A 16,499-nucleotide genomic window follows, 5' to 3' on the forward strand; every position below is an offset into this window, starting at 1 on the left:
CCGAGAGCAGGCCTGCTCTGAGCAGCGCTGCTCAGAGCAGCGGGACCGGCGCTGCCAGAGCAGCGGGATCAGATCCAGCCGCGTTCCTCCGCGAGGAACACCGCCTGCTGCCGGGAGTCCACCGCGAGCTTGCCCAGCACGGCGGAGATGTGGTTCCGCACCGTGCCGGGCGCGAGGGAGAGGGTGCGGGCGATCTGGCCGGTCGTCTCGCCGCGCCGGCCGGCGCGCAGGACGTCGAGCTCGCGGTCGGTCAGCGGTGAGCGTTCGTCGCTGAGCGCGTCGGCGGCGATCTCCGGGTCGACGTAGCGCCCGCCCGCCGCGACGCGACGGATCACTGCCGCTACCTCGTCCGCGGAGCGGGACTTCGGCAGGAATCCAGCGGCTCCCGAGGCCAGCGCCCGCCGCAGGACGCCGGGTCGGGCGTGGCGGGTGACGATGACGCACCGCGTGGCCAGGGTGCGGTTGAGGCGTTCGGTGACCTGCACGCCGTCCAGGTGGGGCATCTCCAGGTCGAGCAGGCAGACGTCGGGCCGCACGCGTTCCGCGGTGGCGACCGCCTCGGCGCCGTCGGCGCACTCCGCGACGACCTCGATGTCCGGTTCCAGGCGGAGCAGGGCAGCCAGCGCGGAGCGGATCATGCCCTCGTCGTCGGCGAGCAGCACACGGATCATCCGGCTACCTTCTTCTCGTTCTCGGTAGAACTCTCGGCAGGGTCTTCGGCGGGGACCGTCACGACCACGGTGAACGTGCGGTCCTCGCGGTTCACCTCGAGGTTCCCGTCGGCCTCGGCCGCCCGGCGCGCGATGCCGTCCAGCCCCGCGCCGTCGGCGTTCTCGGGCGCGTCGACAACGGCGTCGTTGGAGATCTCGTAGCGCCACGACCCGTCCGTATGGGTCAGGGACAGGTGCGCCCACTTGCCGCCGCCGTGGCGCAGCACGTTCGTCGTCGTCTCGCGGATGACCGGCCCGAGGGCGGACGCCGGAGCGAGCGACGCGTCCGGGGCCACCGTGGCCTCGACCTTGGTACCCGCGGCGCGCAGCAGGTCGACGGCGTTGGCGAGCTCGTCGCTCAGGGGCACGGACCGGAAGCGGGTGGCGAGGTCGCGGGTGCCCTGCCGGGCGTCGTCGACGCTGGCGCGTGCGGCGCGCAGCTGTTCCATGCCCGCGTCCGGGTCGCGCGGCATGAGCCGTTCGGCGAGCTCGAGCTGCAGCGCGATGACCTGGAGGTGGTGGCCCTGCAAGTCGTGCACGTCGGTCGCCAGCCGGAGCCGTTCCTGGGTCGCGGCGAGCTTCGCCTCCGAGGCGCGGGCCCGGTCGAGTGCGACCAGCACGTCCCACCACCACAGCGACGAGACCGTGACGGCCGGGAGCATGACGGCGAAGACGCCCAGCTGGAACCCGCTCGCGCTCATGCTCTCCCCGGAGGCGAGGCGGAAGTCGATCACCGCCAGCGCGACGAGCAGGGCGGTCGCGGCCAGCACCATGCGCAGGCGCACACCGGGCGGCCAGTTCAGCAGCATGAGTACCTGGATCAGCGGCAGGATGCCTGCCACCCACTGCCCGGTGATGAGCCCGGCCAGGAGCCCGAAGACCGCGGCGGCCAGGAACGGCGCGAGGTGGTGTCGCCAGATCACGAGCGCTGGAGCGGTCGTGCGGCGGCGGTACTCGAACAGCGGCAGCAACGTCGCGAGCCACCACAGCAACGCGGTGACGCCGACGGCGGCGCGCGCGACGTTGCCCGCGCCCGCCTCGACGACGGCGGCCACCGAGAAGACCGCGACCATCAGCTCGAAGAACACGACGCTGGAAGCGACGTACCACCAGGTGACGTTGATGCTCCGGGTGAGGACGAGTGCCCTGCGGGCTTCCGCTGCGTCGGACGCAGAGGCAGGGTCAGGCTGGCTGCTCATCCGGCCAGGTTACGGCCATGACACATGTCATGGATGCGGCGTGCGAAGGACCCGGGAGGCGGTGACAGCCGGGCACTTCTGGGCCGCGCTCCCAGCCGGTGAACTGGGTTCAGGACGGGGAAGACCCCAGAGCCCACATCGACAGGAGCACACCATGAGCCTCATCGAAATCCTCCAGGACCTCGTCGCGAAGGTGCCCGAGCTGCTGCAGCCGGTCATCGTCGCGGCCGCCGGAGCGATCCCCTTCATCGAGGGTGAGGGCGGGGTCGCGATCGGCATCATCGGCGGCATCAACCCCGTCGTCGCCGCGATCGCCGCGGCCGTCGGCAACTTCCTCTGCGTGGCCGCGCTGGTGCTGCTCAGCTCTGGTGCCCGCAACGCCGTCGTGACGCGGCACCGGGCGAAGGTCGCCGCGCGGGCCGGAGCGGCGGACGGCGGCGAGACCGTCCTGATGACCGCGCCGGCCGAGGACGGCTCGCGGAGCGCCACACGCAAGGCGAAGTTCCAGCGCGCGTACGAGCGGTACGGGGTCCCGGGCGTGAGCCTGCTCGGCCCGCTCCTGCTGCCCACCCACTTCACGGCCACCATGCTCGCCGCGTCCGGCGTCGGCAAGACCCGCATCCTGATCTGGCAGGCCATCGCCATCATCGCCTGGACCACGCTCACCGCACTGATCATCAGCGGCGTCCTCGGGGCCGTCGGCTGAGCGCGGACCTGGTCACGTTGCGGTTCGTCGGGGCTGATGGTTGGCGCTAGTGGCTACGCCTTCCGTCGCAGCGTCGTGGTCGCCGGTGACGTGTCAGCCGGCCTTCAGGAACTCAGGTCGAAGCACCTCGCGCAGCGCCGCTGTGACCGCCGTCAGATCGATCGGTCCAGAGGCGGGCTGTGCGGCCTGGTCGAGGTACTCGAGGATCGCCAGGCGAGCCAACGTCGACACGGGCAGGTCCCGGTCGGAGGCGATGGCGGCGAGCCTGCGGTACTGGGCATCGGTCAGTCGCACCGACAGGACTCGTGGTGCAGTGCCGGCGTCACGTCGTCGTCCGACGGCGTCCTCGGGCAGCGAGTCGTGCCGGTGGGCCTCGGACTCGTCGCCCACCTCGGTCAACAGTGCAGGTGGGGAGCCCTCGTCGTTCACGTAGTTGAATCTACTACGCCGACTTCTGAACCGGTAGCGCTGGCCTCACCGCGCTCCCAGCCGCCGGCTGACCTCCCGCGCGGCGCGGGTCGCCTGCTCGGCGAGGCCGGCCCGCGCGTCGTCGTCGTAGGAGTCCGAGCGGAACGTCACCGCGAGTCCCGCGACCGGCCGGCCCGTGTGGTCGACGACGGCGGCGGCCACCGACGCGAACCCGGCCGTCACCTCGCCGTCCTCCACTGCGAAACCGCGGGCCCGGGCCTCCCGCAGCACCGTCCGCAGCTCCCGGAGCGTGCGCGGGCCGGCGCCGGTCAGGTCGGTGAACGACCCCGGCGTCGGGTACAGGGCGCGCACCTGCGCCGGGGGTAGCAGCGCGAGCACGGCCCGGCCGCTGGCGGTGAGGTGGCTGGGGAGGTGGACGTCGACGTCGGTCACCAGGGGTGGGCGGCCCGCCGCCCGCTGCTCCACCAGGTAGAGGACCTCACGGCCGTTGAGGACGGCGAGGTGCCCGTTCTCCCCGGCGGCCTCCACCAGGCGGGCGACGACCGGAGCGGCCAGGCGCGAGAGCGGGGCCTGCCGGGTGTACGCGCTGCCCAGCCCCAGGGCGGCCACGCCCAGGCCGTAGCGGCGCTCGTCGGGGAAGTGCCGCACGAACCCCTCGTCCCGCAGCACCGACAGCAGGTGGTAGACGCTGGACCGGGGCATCCCGATGCCGTGCGCGATGGCGCCTGCCGGCACCGGCCCCGTCTGCGCGGCGAGAAACGTCAGCAACCGCACGGTGCTCCGCGCGGCAGGAACGGCGCTGCTCCCGGCCATACCTCTCCAAGGTGATCCGAGTGGTCGGCAATCTGTCAGGTGATCGGTAGTCCGGGCTGCCGATCACCTGACGAACTGCCGACCATGCGGGTGGCGGTGTCTCGTATCCCAGACTGTATCCGGAGTAACGGCCGCGCCACGGGGCTCAGGGCGGGGTTCTATGAGCGCATGAGCACCCTGCACCACGAGGGGCCGGCGCCGACCACCCATGCGGCTGCTGCCCCCGACCTGCCCGAGCACGTCGTCCTCGACGGCACACCGCTGACCGTCGATCAGGTGGTCGCCGTCGCCCGCCACGGCGCGTCGGTCGAGATCGACGAAACAGGTCTGGCCCGGATGGCGCAGAGCCGCGCCGTCATCGAGAACCTGGCCCACGACACCGTGCCGCACTACGGCGTCTCCACCGGCTTTGGGGCCCTGGCCCGCCGACACATCCCCGCGGAGAAGCGGGCGCAGCTCCAGGTCAGCCTGGTGCGGTCGCACGCCGCTGGGTCCGGCCCCGAGGTCGAGACCGAGGTGGTGCGGGCGCTGCAGCTCCTGCGGCTCGCCACGCTGGTCACCGGTCATACGGGGGCGCGGCCTGTGACGGCGCAGACCTATGCCGCCATGCTCAACGCCGGGATCACGCCGGTGGTGCACGAGTACGGGTCGCTCGGGTGCTCGGGGGACCTTGCGCCGCTCGCTCATGTCGCCCTTGCGGCGATGGGGGAGGGGCGGGTGCGGGTGGTCCCGACGGGCTCGGCCGGCGATGGCTCGGAGGTCTCGACAGGCTCGGCCAACGGTGGGGCCGACGCCGCCCAAGCCCTCGCCGACGCCGGCATCGCGCCCCTCGTGCTGGCCGAGAAGGAGGGGCTCGCCCTCATCAACGGCACCGACGGCATGCTCGGCATGCTCTGCCTCGCCATCCACGACCTGCGGCGTCTCCTCACCACGGCCGACGTCGCCGCGGCCCTGAGCGTCGAGGCCCTGCTCGGCTCGGACGCGCCGTTCGCCGAGGACCTCATCGGCATGCGCCCGCACCCGGGCCAGGCGGCGTCGGCGTCGAACCTGCGCCGGGTCCTGGCGGGCTCGCCCCTCATGGCGAGCCACCGCGAGCTGGACGAGAACGGGAACCCGGCCTGCACCCGCGTGCAGGACGCCTACTCCCTGCGCTGCGCGCCCCAGGTCCACGGCGCCGCCCGCGACACCCTGGAGCACGCGGCCACGGTCGCGGGCCGGGAGCTGGCCTCCGCGATCGACAACCCGGTGGTCACCTCCGACGGGCGCGTCGAGTCGAACGGCAACTTCCACGGGGCGCCCGTCGCCTACGTGCTGGACTTCCTCGCCATCGCCGCCGCCGACCTGGCCAGCATGAGCGAGCGGCGCACCGACCGGTTCCTCGACGTCTCCCGCTCCGAGGGGCTGCCCGCGTTCCTCGCGCACGACCCCGGCGTCGACTCCGGGCACATGATCGCCCAGTACACGGCCGCCGGGATCGTCTCGGAGCTGAAGCGCCTGGCCGCACCGGCCAGCGTGGACTCGATCCCGAGCTCCGCCATGCAGGAGGACCACGTGTCCATGGGCTGGTCGGGCGCGCGCAAGCTCCGCAGGTCCGTCGACGGGCTCACCCGCGTGCTGGCCATCGAGGTGCTGACGGCCACGCGCGCCCTCGACTTCCGTACCGAGGCCCCGGCGGCGGGCACGGGCGCTGTGCACGACGCCGTCCGAGCCGTGGTGCCCGGTCCCGGACCGGACCGCTACCTCGCGCCGGAGATCGAGCACGTGGTCCAGCTCGTGGCGGCCGGCCGGATCACGGCGGTGGCCGCGTCCGCCGTCGGACAGCTCGACTGACGCCCGTCCGACCGCCCGACCGCCCGACCGGCAGCCCGACCGACACCGAACTGGAGCAGACCATGAACCAGCCGTACGACCGGGGTACCCCCGTCGCCGTCCGCGCCGCGCGCGGCACCACCCTGACCGCCCGCAGCTGGCAGACCGAGGCCCCGCTGCGCATGCTGATGAACAACCTCGACCCCGAGGTGGCCGAGCGGCCCGACGACCTGGTCGTCTACGGCGGCACCGGCCGCGCCGCGCGCGACTGGCCGAGCTACCACGCGATCGTCCGCTCGCTCACTGACCTGCGCGAGGACGAGACGCTGATGGTGCAGTCCGGGCGGCCGGTGGGCGTGCTGCGGACGCACGAGTGGGCGCCGCGCGTGCTCATCGCCAACTCGAACCTCGTGGGGGACTGGGCGACGTGGCCCGAGCACCGCCGCCTCGAACAGCTCGGGCTGACGATGTACGGGCAGATGACCGCAGGGTCGTGGATCTACATCGGGACGCAGGGGATCCTGCAGGGGACGTACGAGACGTTCGCCGCGGTGGCGGCGAAGATCTCAGGGGTCTCGACAAGCTCGACCAGCGGTCCCGCCAGCCTGGCCGGGACGCTCACCCTGACCGGCGGCTGCGGCGGCATGGGCGGCGCCCAGCCGCTGGCCGTCACGCTCAACGGCGGCGTGTGCCTCGTGGTCGACGTCGACCCGGCGCGTCTGCACCGTCGCGTCGAGACCCGCTATCTCGACGTGGTCGCGGGGTCCCTGGACGAGGGCGTCGAGCTGGCGCTCGCGGCCAAGAAGGAGCGTCGCGCCCTGTCGGTGGGCGTGGTCGGCAACTCCGCCGACGTCGTCCCCGAGCTGCTGCGCCGGGGCGTCGAGATCGACATCGTCACCGACCAGACGTCGGCGCACGACCCGCTGTCGTACCTGCCGTCCGGCGTCGCGCTGGAGGACTGGGCCGACCTCGCGGAGAAGGATCCCGCGGGGTTCACCGACCGGGCGCGGGAGTCGATGGCCCGGCACGTCGAGGCCATGGTCGGCTTCCAGGACGCGGGCGCCGAGGTGTTCGACTACGGCAACTCGATCCGCGACGAGGCCCGCCAGGGCGGGTACGGGCGGGCGTTCGACTTCCCGGGCTTCGTACCGGCCTACATCCGGCCGCTGTTCGCCGAGGGCAAGGGCCCGTTCCGCTGGGCCGCGCTGTCCGGGGACCCGCGCGACATCGCCGTCACCGACAAGGCGGTGCTCGACCTGTTCCCCGACAACGACCACCTGGGCCGCTGGATCCGCGCGGCCCAGGACCGGGTCGCGTACCAGGGCCTGCCCGCGCGCATCTGCTGGCTCGGGCACGGCGAGCGCGACGTCGCGGGGGTGCGGTTCAACGAGCTCGTCGCGTCCGGCGAGATCTCGGCGCCGCTCGCCATCGGGCGCGACCACCTGGACTCCGGCTCGGTGGCCTCCCCGTACCGGGAGACGGAGTCGATGGCGGACGGCTCCGACGCGATCGCCGACTGGCCCCTGCTGAACGCCCTCATGAACACCGCCTCGGGCGCGACGTGGGTCTCGATCCACCACGGTGGCGGCGTCGGCATGGGCCGGTCGCTGCACTCCGGGCAGGTCTCGGTGGCCGACGGCACGCCGCTGGCCGCCGAGAAGCTGGCCCGGGTGCTCGCCAACGACCCCGCGACGGGCGTGCTCCGGCACGTCGACGCCGGGTACGACGACGCAGTGGCGGCCGCCGAGCGCGGCGGGCTGCGCGTGCCGATGCGGGAGACGCCGTGACGGGTCCTGGTGCTGGTGCGGTCGGCGCGCCGGGCGGGACGACGTCGGTGGGGCGGCTGCTCGACGCGATCGCCGACGTCGGGCGGGCGCCGTCCGGCGGCTACGAGCGGTTCGCGTGGACGGCGCACGACCTGACCCTGCGCGAGTGGTTCGCCGCCGAGGCCGAAGCGCGGGGGCTCTCCGTGGTGGTCGACCGCGCCGGGAACCAGTGGGCGTGGTGGGGCGACCCGGACGCCGACGGGCCCGGCGTCGTGACCGGCAGCCACCTCGACTCCGTCCCCGGCGGCGGCGCGTTCGACGGCCCGCTCGGGGTGGCGAGCGCCTTCGCGGCGCTGGACGCCCTGCGCGCGGCGGGTGTGCGCCCGGAGCGGCCGCTCGGGATCGTTAACTTCTCCGACGAGGAGGGCGCCCGGTTCGGGCTCGCGTGCCTCGGCTCGCGGGCGGTGACCGGGACCGTGGGCGCGGACCGGCTGCTCGCGCTGCGGGACGGCGGCGGGGACAGCCTCGCGGACGTGCTGGGGCGGGTGCCTCGCTGGTCGAGCTCCGTCTCGGCAGGCTCGACCGGCGGTGGCTCGACCGGCGGCGGCTCGACCAGCGGCGCCGGGGGCGTGCCGCTGGAGCACTACGGGCGCGACGACGAGGCCCTCGCGCGGGTCGGCGTCTTCGTCGAGCTGCACGTGGAACAGGGGCGCTACCTCGCTGACCTGCCCGCGGACGAGGCCGCGCCGGTCGCCGTCGGCGCCGCCATCTGGCCGCACGGCCGCTGGCGCGTCGACCTCGCGGGCGAGGCGAACCACGCGGGCACGACGCCGCTGGCCCACCGCCACGACCCGATGCTCGACCTCGCGCGGCTCATCACCGACGTCCGCGCCGCCGCCGAGCACGCCGGGGCGCTCGCGACGCTGGCCAAGGTCCAGGTCGAGCCGAACGGCGTCAACGCGATCCCGTCCAGGGTCCGCGCCTGGATCGACGCCCGCGCGGAAACGGAGCATGCGGTCCGCACCGTCCTGTCCACTCTCTCGGGACCCGTTGGTGCGCCGAACGTAGGGCCGGTCGCCGGAACGGGCCTCGAGGACCGACCGGGCCTACGTTCGGCCGGGCCGACCGGGGGCTGGGGGCCCGTCGAGGAGTCGTGGACGCCCGCCACCGTGTTCGATCCGGCGCTCGCGGCGCGGCTCGCCGACGTCGTCGGGCGGCCCGGTTCCGACCTGCCCGCACCCGTGATCGGGACGGGCGCCGGGCACGACGCCGGGATCTTCGCCGCCGCCGGCGTGCCGACGGCGATGCTGTTCGTGCGCAACCCCACGGGGATCTCCCACTCGCCCGCCGAGCTCGCGGAGGAGGCCGACTGCGACGCCGGCGTGGCCGCGCTCACGGCGGCCCTGGCAGACCTGCTCACGGCCCCGAGTGGTCGGCAGGATGTCAGGTGGTCGGCACCCCGGAATGCCGATGACCTGACGTCCTACCGATCATCCGGGGACACCAGCGGGGGCACCCGATGAGCTTCTGGTGCGAGCGGGCGTGGGTACCCGGGGACGGCGGCGCGGCGGGTCGCGTCGTCGAGTCCGTGCGGGTCGAGGTAGACGGGGGCCGGATCGTCGGTGTCGAGCCGGGTGTGCCGGCGTCGAGGGGTGACGTGCGGCTGGGCGGCGTCGTGCTGCCCGGGCTGGCCAACGCGCACTCGCACGCGTTCCACCGCGCCCTGCGCGGGCGGACGCACGCCGACGGCGGATCCTTCTGGACCTGGCGCGCGGGGATGTACGCGCTGGCCACGGCCCTGACCCCGGAGCTGTACGAGCGGCTGGCGCGCGCCGTGTACGCGGAGATGGCGTTGGGCGGGACCACCGCCGTCGGCGAGTTCCACTACGTGCACCACCGCGCCGACGGGACGCCGTACCCGGCGGCCGAGGGCGGCTCGAACGCCATGGCCGAGGCCCTGCGCTCCGCCGCGCGCGACGCCGGGGTACACCTCACCCTGCTCGACACCTGCTACCTGCACGGCGGCCTGGGGCCCGACGGTCACGAGCCGCTCGCGCCCGAGCAGGCACGCTTCGGTGACGGCACGGTCGCGGCGTGGGCGCGCCGCGTCGACGCGCTGCGCGCCGCCTGGGCTGGCGACGACCGCGTGCTCGTCGGCGCCGCCGCCCACTCGGTGCGTGCTGTCACGTTGCCGGAGCTCGCGGACCTGGCCCGCTGGGCCCGGCGGACCGGGGCGCCGCTGCACGTGCACCTCTCCGAGCAGCCCGGGGAGAACGAGGCCGCGCTCGCGGCCCTCGGCGTCACGCCCACGCGCCTGCTGCACGACGCCGGAGCGCTCGGCCCCGGCACCACCGCCGTGCACGCGGTACACCTGACCGACGACGACGTGACGCTGCTCGGCGCCTCGGGCACGGGCGTCTGCCTCTGCCCGACGACGGAGCGCGACCTCGCCGACGGCATCGCCCCCGGCCTGCGGCTGCTGCGGGCGGGCAGCCCGCTCTCGGTCGGCACCGACCAGCACGTCGGCGCCGACGTGCTCGCCGAGGCACGCGGCGTCGAGGAGCACGAACGCCTCGCGACGGGACGGCGGGGCTCGTTCCCGCCCGCGACCCTGATCGAGCTGGCGACGTCCGCCGGGCACGCCGCGCTCGGCCGGCCGGACGCCGGGCGGATCGCCGTCGGGGCGCCCGCCGACCTGGTGGCGGTCCGGCTGGACACGGTGCGCACGGCGGGGATCGACCCGGCGCAGGTCGCGCTGGTCGCGGGTGCGGGCGACGTGTCCGACGTCGTGGCGGGCGGCGAGGTGGTGGTGCGCGGCGGCGAGCACCGGGCCGGGGACGTCGGGCGCATGCTCGCGGACGCGATCGAGGAGGCCTGGGCGGTCGCCGGCCGGGACAGGACACAGGGGAGCGAAGCATGAGCGTGCTGCTGACGAACATCGGCGAGCTGGTCACGAACGATCCGGAGCACGGCGGGTCTCGACAGGCTCGACCAACGGGGGCGGGGGCTCCGGGATCCGGGGGAGCGGGCGGCCTCGGGATCGTGACAGGTGCCGCCGCCGTCATCATGGAGGCCGGCCGGGTCGCATGGACGGGGCCCGCCGCGTCGGCGCCCGCGGCGGACGTCGCCGTCGACCTCGGCGGACGGTCCGTCATCCCCGGCTTCGTCGACTCCCACTCGCACACGGTGTTCGCGGGCGACCGGTCCGCGGAGTTCGCCGCGCGGATGACCGGCGAGCCGTACACCGGCGGCGGCATCGCGACCACGGTCGCCGCCACGCGCGCTGCGACCGAGGAGAGCCTGCGGGCACGCGCCCAGGCCCTGGTCCGGGAGATGCTCGCACAGGGCACCACCACCGTCGAGATCAAGAGCGGCTACGGCCAGGACGTCGCCACCGAGGCCCGGACGCTGCGGATCGCCCGGGAGCTCACGCACGAGACGACTTACCTCGGCGCCCACACCGTGCCCGCCGAGTACGCCGACGACCGCCCCGGCTACCTGCGCCTCGTGACCGGGCCGATGCTCGCCGCCTGTGCGCCCCATGCCCGCTGGGTCGACGTGTTCTGCGAGCCCGCAGCGCCTACCGCGTTCGACGAGGAGGAGTCCCGGGCCGTGCTGCTGGCCGGCATCCGGGCAGGGCTCGGCGCCCGGGTGCACGGCAACCAGCTGTCGGCGGGCCCCGGCGTCCGGCTCGCGGTCGAGGTCGGCGCGGCGAGCGTCGACCACTGCACCCACCTGACCGGCGCCGACGTCGACGCGCTGGCCGGGTCCTGGTCCGCTGGCCCGGACGGTTTGCGGGGTTCCGGCACCGTCGCGACCCTGCTGCCCGCCGTCGAGTTCTCCACCCGGTCGCCCTACCCGGACGCACGCCGGCTGCTCGCCGCGGGCGTGCCCGTAGCGCTGGCCACGGACTGCAACCCGGGCTCGGGCTACAGCTCGTCGATGCCGTTCGTCGTGGCGCTCGCGGTGCGCGAGATGGGGATGAGCCCCGCCGAGGCCCTCTGGTCGGCGACGGCGGGCGGCGCTGTGGCGCTCCGCCGGGACGACGTCGGCCACCTGGGTATCGGGGCTCGCGCCGACCTCACCGTGCTGGACGCCCCCAGCCACACCTACCTGGCCTACCGCCCGGGCGTGCCGCTGGTGTCCGAGGTCTGGAAGGACAGCGCCCGGGTCATCCTGCCGAGGTAGGTCTGCGGCGGCCCTGGTCTCGACAAGCTCGACCAACGAGTGCTCGACCAGCGGGCCGCCTCAGGGGCGCGTCGAGCCCCGCACCACGAGGCGGACGGGGACCATCACGCGCTCGGGCGGGTCGTCGTCGCCCGCCATCCGCCGTTCGAGCAGGCGCATCGCGCTCCGCGCGACCTCGTCGTGGTTCGGGTCGACCGTCGTGAGCCCCGGGGACAGGTACTTCCCGACGTCCAGGTCGTCGAACCCCACCACCTGGACGTCGTCAGGTACGACGATCCCGCGGTCGGCCAGCGCGGCCATCGCCCCGAGCGCGACGGTGTCGGTCACCGCGAAGACGCCGTCGACGCGCAGGCCCGCGTCGAGGAGGCCGCCGAGCACCTCGCGCGACTCGCGTGCCGAGTACGTCGTCACCGGGACGACGAGCGCGCCGTCGGCAGGGACTCCCGCCGCGCGGTGCGCCGCCTCCCACCCTGCCCGCCGCAACGAGGCCATGCCCGAGGTGTCGCCCGGCGCGCCGCCGAGCACGAGGATCCTGCGCGCGCCCCGGGCGAGCATGTGCGCGGTGGCGAGCCGGGCACCCTCCTCGTTCGCGAGCCGGACGTGATCGAACCGCGCGGGCACCTCCCGTTCTCCGAGGAGGACGATCGGCGCCCTGGTCCTGACGCTCTCCAGCTGCTCGCGGTCCAGCCCGGCCACGGAGAGGACCACGCCGTCGTACATCTGCAGGCGGGCGATGCTCAACGACTCGATCTCGCTCTCGGGCCGTGCGCCGGTGCGCTCGAGGACGAGATGGCGACCGCTCGCCTCAACGATGGGCGCGATCCGGTCCGCGACCGCGCTGAAGTAGTCGTGGAAGCTCGGCACGATCAGGGCGATCGTGTCGGTGCGGCCCGACCGCAGGTGTCTCGCCGTGAGGTTGACCTCGTACCCGAGCTTCTCGATCGCGGTCATGACCCGGTCGCGCGTGGGTGCCACGACGCGGCGGTGGCCGTTGAGCACGTTCGACACGGTCATCATCGAGACACCGGCCTCGCGGGCGACGTCGCTCATCGTGACCATCTGCTTGCTACCTCCGGGGCTGGACCAGGGGGTTGACGGGCGCCCTGCTCTGGCCTAGTTTAACGCTAAAATTCGGCAGTCGAAAACGGTTTCGGTCGAGGGTGACCGTCGCAGGCGACGCCCGGGTAACGACGCTCGGGCTCAGTTCTCAATGAGGAGAGACATGACTCGTGACACGAGATCCCGACGAGCGCGCCGCGTGGGCCGGCGCATGACGGCGGTCCTGGGCGCCACGGTGCTGGTCGCCCTGGCGGCGTGCACCGCGGACGGCGGCGGGGACGGCGAGGTCGACGGCCTCGAGCAGACCGCCGGCTCCATGGAGACCTTCGCGGCCGACCAGCAGTTCAAGGCCACCGAGCCGATGAACTTCTCCATGCTCTGGACGGACTGGCCCGAGTCCCCGGTCAAGGACTCCTGGCAGTTCTTCGACGAGATCGAGGAGCGGACGAACGTCTCCCTCGAGCTGACCAACATCCCGTTCAGCGACGCGACGGAGAAGCGCAGCCTCCTCCTCAGCGCCGGTGACGCGCCGTACATCATCCCGCTCGTCTACACGGGCGAGGAGAAGAGCTTCGCGGCGTCGGGCGCCGTGCTGCCGCTCAGCGACTACGAGGAGTACATGCCCAACTTCCAGAAGTACGTGGAGGAGTGGGACCTGCGCCCGATGATCGACAACCTGCGCCAGGCGGACGGCAAGTACTACATGATGCCCGGCCTGCAGGAGGTCTCTGTCCCGGTCTTCACGCTCCTGGTGCGCAAGGACGTGTTCGACGAGGTCGGCGCGCCCATCCCGGAGACCTGGGACGAGCTCCGTACGGGACTGGAGAAGATCAAGGCCAAGTACCCCGACAGCTACCCGCTGGCCGACGGCTTCGAGGGCGCGTCGATGCTCAACTACGCGTCGCACGCCTTCGGGACCAGGGCCGGCTGGGGCTTCGGCGACGGCACGTTCTTCGACGAGGCGTCCGGCGAGTTCGTCTACGCCGGCACGTCGGACGGCTACCGGGACATGGTCACGTACTTCCGCGGCCTGGTGGACGACGGTCTGCTGGACCCCGAGTCGTTCACCGCCACCAACGACGGCGCCGGGACCGTCACCGAGAAGTTCGCCGCCGGCGAGGTCTTCGCCGCCTCCGGTGCGAACGGCACGGTGCAGGAGTTCTCGACGGCGCTCGACGAGACCGCGGGCAAGGGCAACCACGAGGTCGTCCAGATCGCGCCGCCGGGCGGACCGGCCGGCCAGGTCGTCGAGCCGCGCAACTTCTGGAACGGCTTCATGGTCAACGCCGAGGCCAAGGACGACCCGCACTTCATCGCCATGCTGCAGTTCCTGGACTGGCTGTACTACAACCCCGACGCCCGCGAGATGCTGCGCTGGGGCGTCGAGGGCGAGACCTACACCAAGTCCGACGACGGGAAGTTCACGCTCGAGCCGGGCTACTCGCTCGACGCGTTCAACATCAACTTCGGCGAGGGCAAGGACATCGCGAAGGACCTGGGCTTCTCCAACGAGGTGCTCGCGGGCTCCACCGAGTCCAGGGCCCTCAAGGAGTCGTACAACTCGCCGCAGTTCGTCGACTACATCGACTCGGTGCTCTCGACGCGGACCCCGCGCGACCCGTTCCCGCCCGCGCCGCTGAACGAGGCGGAGCTCGAGCAGGCCTCGCTCCTGACGACGACGCTCACGGACACCGTCAACACGAACACGCTGAAGTTCATCCTCGGTGAGCGCGACCTCAGCGAGTGGGACGCGTACGTCGCCGAGCTCGAGGGCCAGAACCTGCAGGGGTACCTGGACCTCATCAACGGTGCCCACCAGCGTTTCGCCGAGAGCAACGGATAGTGGTCGCCGAGACGGTGGTCGGCCGTCGGCCCGCGGTCGGCCGACCGCGAGCCGACGGCCGGCAGGGCGGCCACGGGTCCAAGGTGCCGTGGCGCGTCGTGTGGCGGCGGGACGGCGTCCTGTACCTCATGGCACTCCTGCCGGTCGTGTTCCTCCTGATCTTCCGCTACGGCCCGATGCTGGGGAACGTGATCGCGTTCCGCCGGTTCCGGCCGGGCGGGAGCATCTTCGGCGAGGAATGGGTGGGGCTGCTCTACATCGAGATGTTCGTCAACGACCCGATGTTCTGGCACGTGTTCGGCAACACCGTCACCATCGGGGCGCTCACGCTGATCGTCGGCTTCCCGCTGCCGATCATCCTGGCCCTGCTGCTCAACGAGGTGCGCAAGAAGGCGTTCAAGCGGGTGGTCCAGTCGATCTCCTACCTGCCGCACTTCCTCTCGGTCGTGATCGTCGCCGGCATGGTCATGCAGCTCCTGTCGCTGCAGGGCACCGTCAACCAGATCGCCGAGGCGGTGGGCGGGGAGGCGATCCCGTTCCTGCAGCGTCCGGAGTGGTTCCGCGTGATCTACGTCGGGTCGGAGGTGTGGCAGACCCTCGGCTGGGGGACGATCCTCTACCTCGCCGCGCTGACGACCGTCGACGCCTCGCTCTACGAGGCGGCCCGGATCGACGGCGCCAACCGGTGGCGGCAGACGTGGCACGTGACCCTGCCCGGCATCCGGCCCACGATGATCACGCTGCTCATCCTCAACATCGGGACGTTCCTCAACGTCGGGTTCGAGAAGGTCCTCCTGCTCTACAGCCCGCTGACCTACTCCACGGGCGACGTCATCTCGACGTACCTGTACCGCGTCGGGCTCGTGTCCAACAACCTCAGCTACGCGGCGGCGATCGGGCTCTTCCAGGCCTGCATCGGGCTGGTCATGGTGCTGTCGGCGAACCTCATCTCGCGACGACTGACGGGAGCAAGCCTGTGGTGACGCAGAACGCCATGACCGTGCGGTCCGTCTCGGCGCGCTCGGGGGTATCGGTCGGCCCGCGCGACACCAGGGGCTACCGGGCCTTCACGGCGATCAACACGGCGGTGCTCCTGCTGGTGTGCGCGGTGATGCTCTACCCGTTCGTCACCGTGCTCGCCCAGTCGTTCTCCAGCCCCGGCGCGATCAAGGCCGGCCTGGTCAGCGTGTGGCCGGTCGGGTTCAACCTCGACACCTACGGGGCCGTCGCACAGAACGGGACGTTCTGGAACGCGTACGGCAACACCGTCCTGTACACGTTCCTCGGGACCACCATCGCGATGGTCCTCACGACGACGTTCGCGTACGCGATCTCCAAGCCGCACCTGCGTGGCCGGAACGTGCTGATCGGGATCGCCGTCTTCACGATGTTCTTCAACGGCGGCATCGTCCCGAACTACGTGCTGATCTCCGCTCTCGGCATGAAGAACACCATGTGGGCGGTGATCCTGCCGGGGGCGATCTCGGTGTTCAACCTGCTGGTGATGAAGGCCTTCTTCGAGAGCCTGCCCCGGGAGCTCGAGGAGGCCGCGCAGATCGACGGGCTGGGCTGGTTCGGCATCTTCCGCCGGATCGTCCTGCCGCTGTCGAAGCCCGTCATCGCGACGATGGTCCTGTTCTACTCGGTCGCGTACTGGAACGACTGGTTCGCGGCGTTCCTCTACCTCGACAAGCAGGAGCTCTTCCCCGTCACGCTCTTCCTGCGCAACCTCATCGCGGGCGCGTCCACCACCGCGTCGGAGGGGGCGGCGGCCGCGGGTACGACGACCGCGGCCATCAACGCGAACATCCAGTCGGTGACGATGATCCTGACGATCATCCCGATCCTGTGCGTCTACCCGTTCGTGCAGCGGTACTTCGTCTCGGGGGTGATGCTCGGCTCGGTCAAGGGCTGAGGAAGGTCCGCGAAGTAGAGCGCTTGTCCGGGTCTCCCTGGCGGGGAGACCGGACAAGCGCT

General features: G+C 72.6%; 14 protein-coding genes. 9 read left to right on the plus strand and 5 right to left on the minus strand.

The window, feature by feature from the left end; genetic code table 11:
• Positions 1 to 68: 68 nt before the first annotated feature.
• The gene (locus ACNYC2_RS04985) at positions 69 to 671 is read right to left on the minus strand and encodes a response regulator transcription factor (RefSeq protein WP_357505100.1); all 603 of its coding nucleotides are present in this window, start codon (positions 669 to 671) and stop codon (positions 69 to 71) included.
• Positions 668 to 1,909 (minus strand): sensor histidine kinase, encoded by a 1,242-nt coding sequence (locus tag ACNYC2_RS04990; protein WP_419705960.1) that lies wholly within the window; start codon positions 1,907 to 1,909, stop codon positions 668 to 670. Before ACNYC2_RS04990 ends, ACNYC2_RS04985 begins: the two co-directional genes overlap by 4 nt.
• A 154-nt stretch (positions 1,910 to 2,063) precedes the next feature.
• Between ACNYC2_RS04990 and ACNYC2_RS04995 the strand changes: the two genes are divergently transcribed.
• Positions 2,064 to 2,615 carry a small multidrug efflux protein gene (locus ACNYC2_RS04995; protein ID WP_419705961.1) on the plus strand — a complete coding sequence of 184 codons (552 nt, stop codon included), beginning with the start codon at positions 2,064 to 2,066 and terminating at the stop codon, positions 2,613 to 2,615.
• Between the two features lie 93 nt (positions 2,616 to 2,708).
• On the opposite strand, the gene ACNYC2_RS05000 is transcribed toward ACNYC2_RS04995, so the two are convergent.
• On the minus strand, positions 2,709 to 3,044 hold the full coding sequence (locus ACNYC2_RS05000; RefSeq protein WP_419705962.1) for a hypothetical protein: 336 nt from the start codon (positions 3,042 to 3,044) through the stop codon (positions 2,709 to 2,711).
• A gap of 45 nt (positions 3,045 to 3,089) precedes the next feature.
• Positions 3,090 to 3,857 (minus strand): IclR family transcriptional regulator, encoded by a 768-nt coding sequence (locus ACNYC2_RS05005; protein WP_419705963.1) that lies wholly within the window; start codon positions 3,855 to 3,857, stop codon positions 3,090 to 3,092.
• Between the two features lie 168 nt (positions 3,858 to 4,025).
• On the opposite strand from ACNYC2_RS05005, the gene hutH reads away from it, so the two are divergent.
• The 5 genes from hutH (at position 4,026) to hutI (ending at position 11,620) form a co-directional block, all read left to right on the plus strand.
• Positions 4,026 to 5,687: a histidine ammonia-lyase gene (gene hutH, locus ACNYC2_RS05010; protein ID WP_419705964.1), complete on the plus strand. Its 1,662-nt coding sequence runs from the start codon at positions 4,026 to 4,028 to the stop codon at positions 5,685 to 5,687.
• Between the two features lie 62 nt (positions 5,688 to 5,749).
• Positions 5,750 to 7,453 (plus strand): urocanate hydratase, encoded by a 1,704-nt coding sequence (locus ACNYC2_RS05015; protein ID WP_419705965.1) that lies wholly within the window; start codon positions 5,750 to 5,752, stop codon positions 7,451 to 7,453.
• Positions 7,450 to 8,955, plus strand: coding sequence for a Zn-dependent hydrolase (locus ACNYC2_RS05020; RefSeq protein WP_419705966.1), 1,506 nt, complete (start codon positions 7,450 to 7,452; stop codon positions 8,953 to 8,955). The genes ACNYC2_RS05015 and ACNYC2_RS05020 overlap by 4 nt, the downstream gene beginning before the upstream one ends.
• Positions 8,952 to 10,352 (plus strand): formimidoylglutamate deiminase, encoded by a 1,401-nt coding sequence (locus ACNYC2_RS05025; RefSeq protein ID WP_419705967.1) that lies wholly within the window; start codon positions 8,952 to 8,954, stop codon positions 10,350 to 10,352. The genes ACNYC2_RS05020 and ACNYC2_RS05025 overlap by 4 nt, the downstream gene beginning before the upstream one ends.
• Entirely contained in the window at positions 10,349 to 11,620 is a 1,272-nt protein-coding gene (gene hutI / locus ACNYC2_RS05030; protein ID WP_419705968.1) for an imidazolonepropionase, read from the plus strand. Before ACNYC2_RS05025 ends, hutI begins: the two co-directional genes overlap by 4 nt.
• A gap of 60 nt (positions 11,621 to 11,680) precedes the next feature.
• Here the strand turns inward: hutI and ACNYC2_RS05035 are convergent, their stop codons facing one another.
• A complete protein-coding gene (locus ACNYC2_RS05035; protein ID WP_419705969.1) occupies positions 11,681 to 12,670 on the minus strand; it encodes a LacI family DNA-binding transcriptional regulator in 990 nt (329 codons plus the stop codon).
• A gap of 172 nt (positions 12,671 to 12,842) precedes the next feature.
• Here ACNYC2_RS05035 and ACNYC2_RS05040 point away from each other — a divergent pair, with 172 nt between their 5' ends.
• From ACNYC2_RS05040 to ACNYC2_RS05050, 3 genes are read left to right on the plus strand one after another with little or no spacing between them, the layout of a single operon-like run.
• Positions 12,843 to 14,522, plus strand: a complete 1,680-nt coding sequence (locus ACNYC2_RS05040) for an extracellular solute-binding protein (protein WP_419705970.1) — start codon at positions 12,843 to 12,845, stop codon at positions 14,520 to 14,522.
• Entirely contained in the window at positions 14,519 to 15,505 is a 987-nt protein-coding gene (locus ACNYC2_RS05045) for an ABC transporter permease (RefSeq protein ID WP_419707776.1), read from the plus strand. Before ACNYC2_RS05040 ends, ACNYC2_RS05045 begins: the two co-directional genes overlap by 4 nt.
• 11 nt (positions 15,506 to 15,516) lie before the next feature.
• Entirely contained in the window at positions 15,517 to 16,437 is a 921-nt protein-coding gene (locus tag ACNYC2_RS05050) for a carbohydrate ABC transporter permease (protein WP_419707777.1), read from the plus strand.
• Positions 16,438 to 16,499: the final 62 nt, after the last annotated feature.

It is taken from the genome of Promicromonospora sp. NFX87 (assembly GCF_048564965.1).
Taxonomy (GTDB): Bacteria; Actinomycetota; Actinomycetes; order Actinomycetales; family Cellulomonadaceae; genus Promicromonospora.

Excerpts from the sequence above, each read along its gene's own strand:
- ACNYC2_RS04985 (WP_357505100.1), bottom strand. The coding sequence starts at position 671 with ATGATCCGTGTGCTGCTCGCCGACGACGAGGGCATGATCCGCTCCGCG.
- ACNYC2_RS04990 (WP_419705960.1), bottom strand. The coding sequence starts at position 1,909 with ATGAGCAGCCAGCCTGACCCTGCCTCTGCGTCCGACGCAGCGGAAGCC.
- ACNYC2_RS04995 (WP_419705961.1), top strand. The coding sequence starts at position 2,064 with ATGAGCCTCATCGAAATCCTCCAGGACCTCGTCGCGAAGGTGCCCGAG.
- ACNYC2_RS05005 (WP_419705963.1), bottom strand. The coding sequence starts at position 3,857 with ATGGCCGGGAGCAGCGCCGTTCCTGCCGCGCGGAGCACCGTGCGGTTG.
- hutH (WP_419705964.1), top strand. The coding sequence starts at position 4,026 with ATGAGCACCCTGCACCACGAGGGGCCGGCGCCGACCACCCATGCGGCT.
- ACNYC2_RS05015 (WP_419705965.1), top strand. The coding sequence starts at position 5,750 with ATGAACCAGCCGTACGACCGGGGTACCCCCGTCGCCGTCCGCGCCGCG.
- ACNYC2_RS05025 (WP_419705967.1), top strand. The coding sequence starts at position 8,952 with ATGAGCTTCTGGTGCGAGCGGGCGTGGGTACCCGGGGACGGCGGCGCG.
- hutI (WP_419705968.1), top strand. The coding sequence starts at position 10,349 with ATGAGCGTGCTGCTGACGAACATCGGCGAGCTGGTCACGAACGATCCG.
- ACNYC2_RS05035 (WP_419705969.1), bottom strand. The coding sequence starts at position 12,670 with ATGAGCGACGTCGCCCGCGAGGCCGGTGTCTCGATGATGACCGTGTCG.
- ACNYC2_RS05040 (WP_419705970.1), top strand. The coding sequence starts at position 12,843 with ATGACTCGTGACACGAGATCCCGACGAGCGCGCCGCGTGGGCCGGCGC.
- ACNYC2_RS05050 (WP_419707777.1), top strand. The coding sequence starts at position 15,517 with ATGACCGTGCGGTCCGTCTCGGCGCGCTCGGGGGTATCGGTCGGCCCG.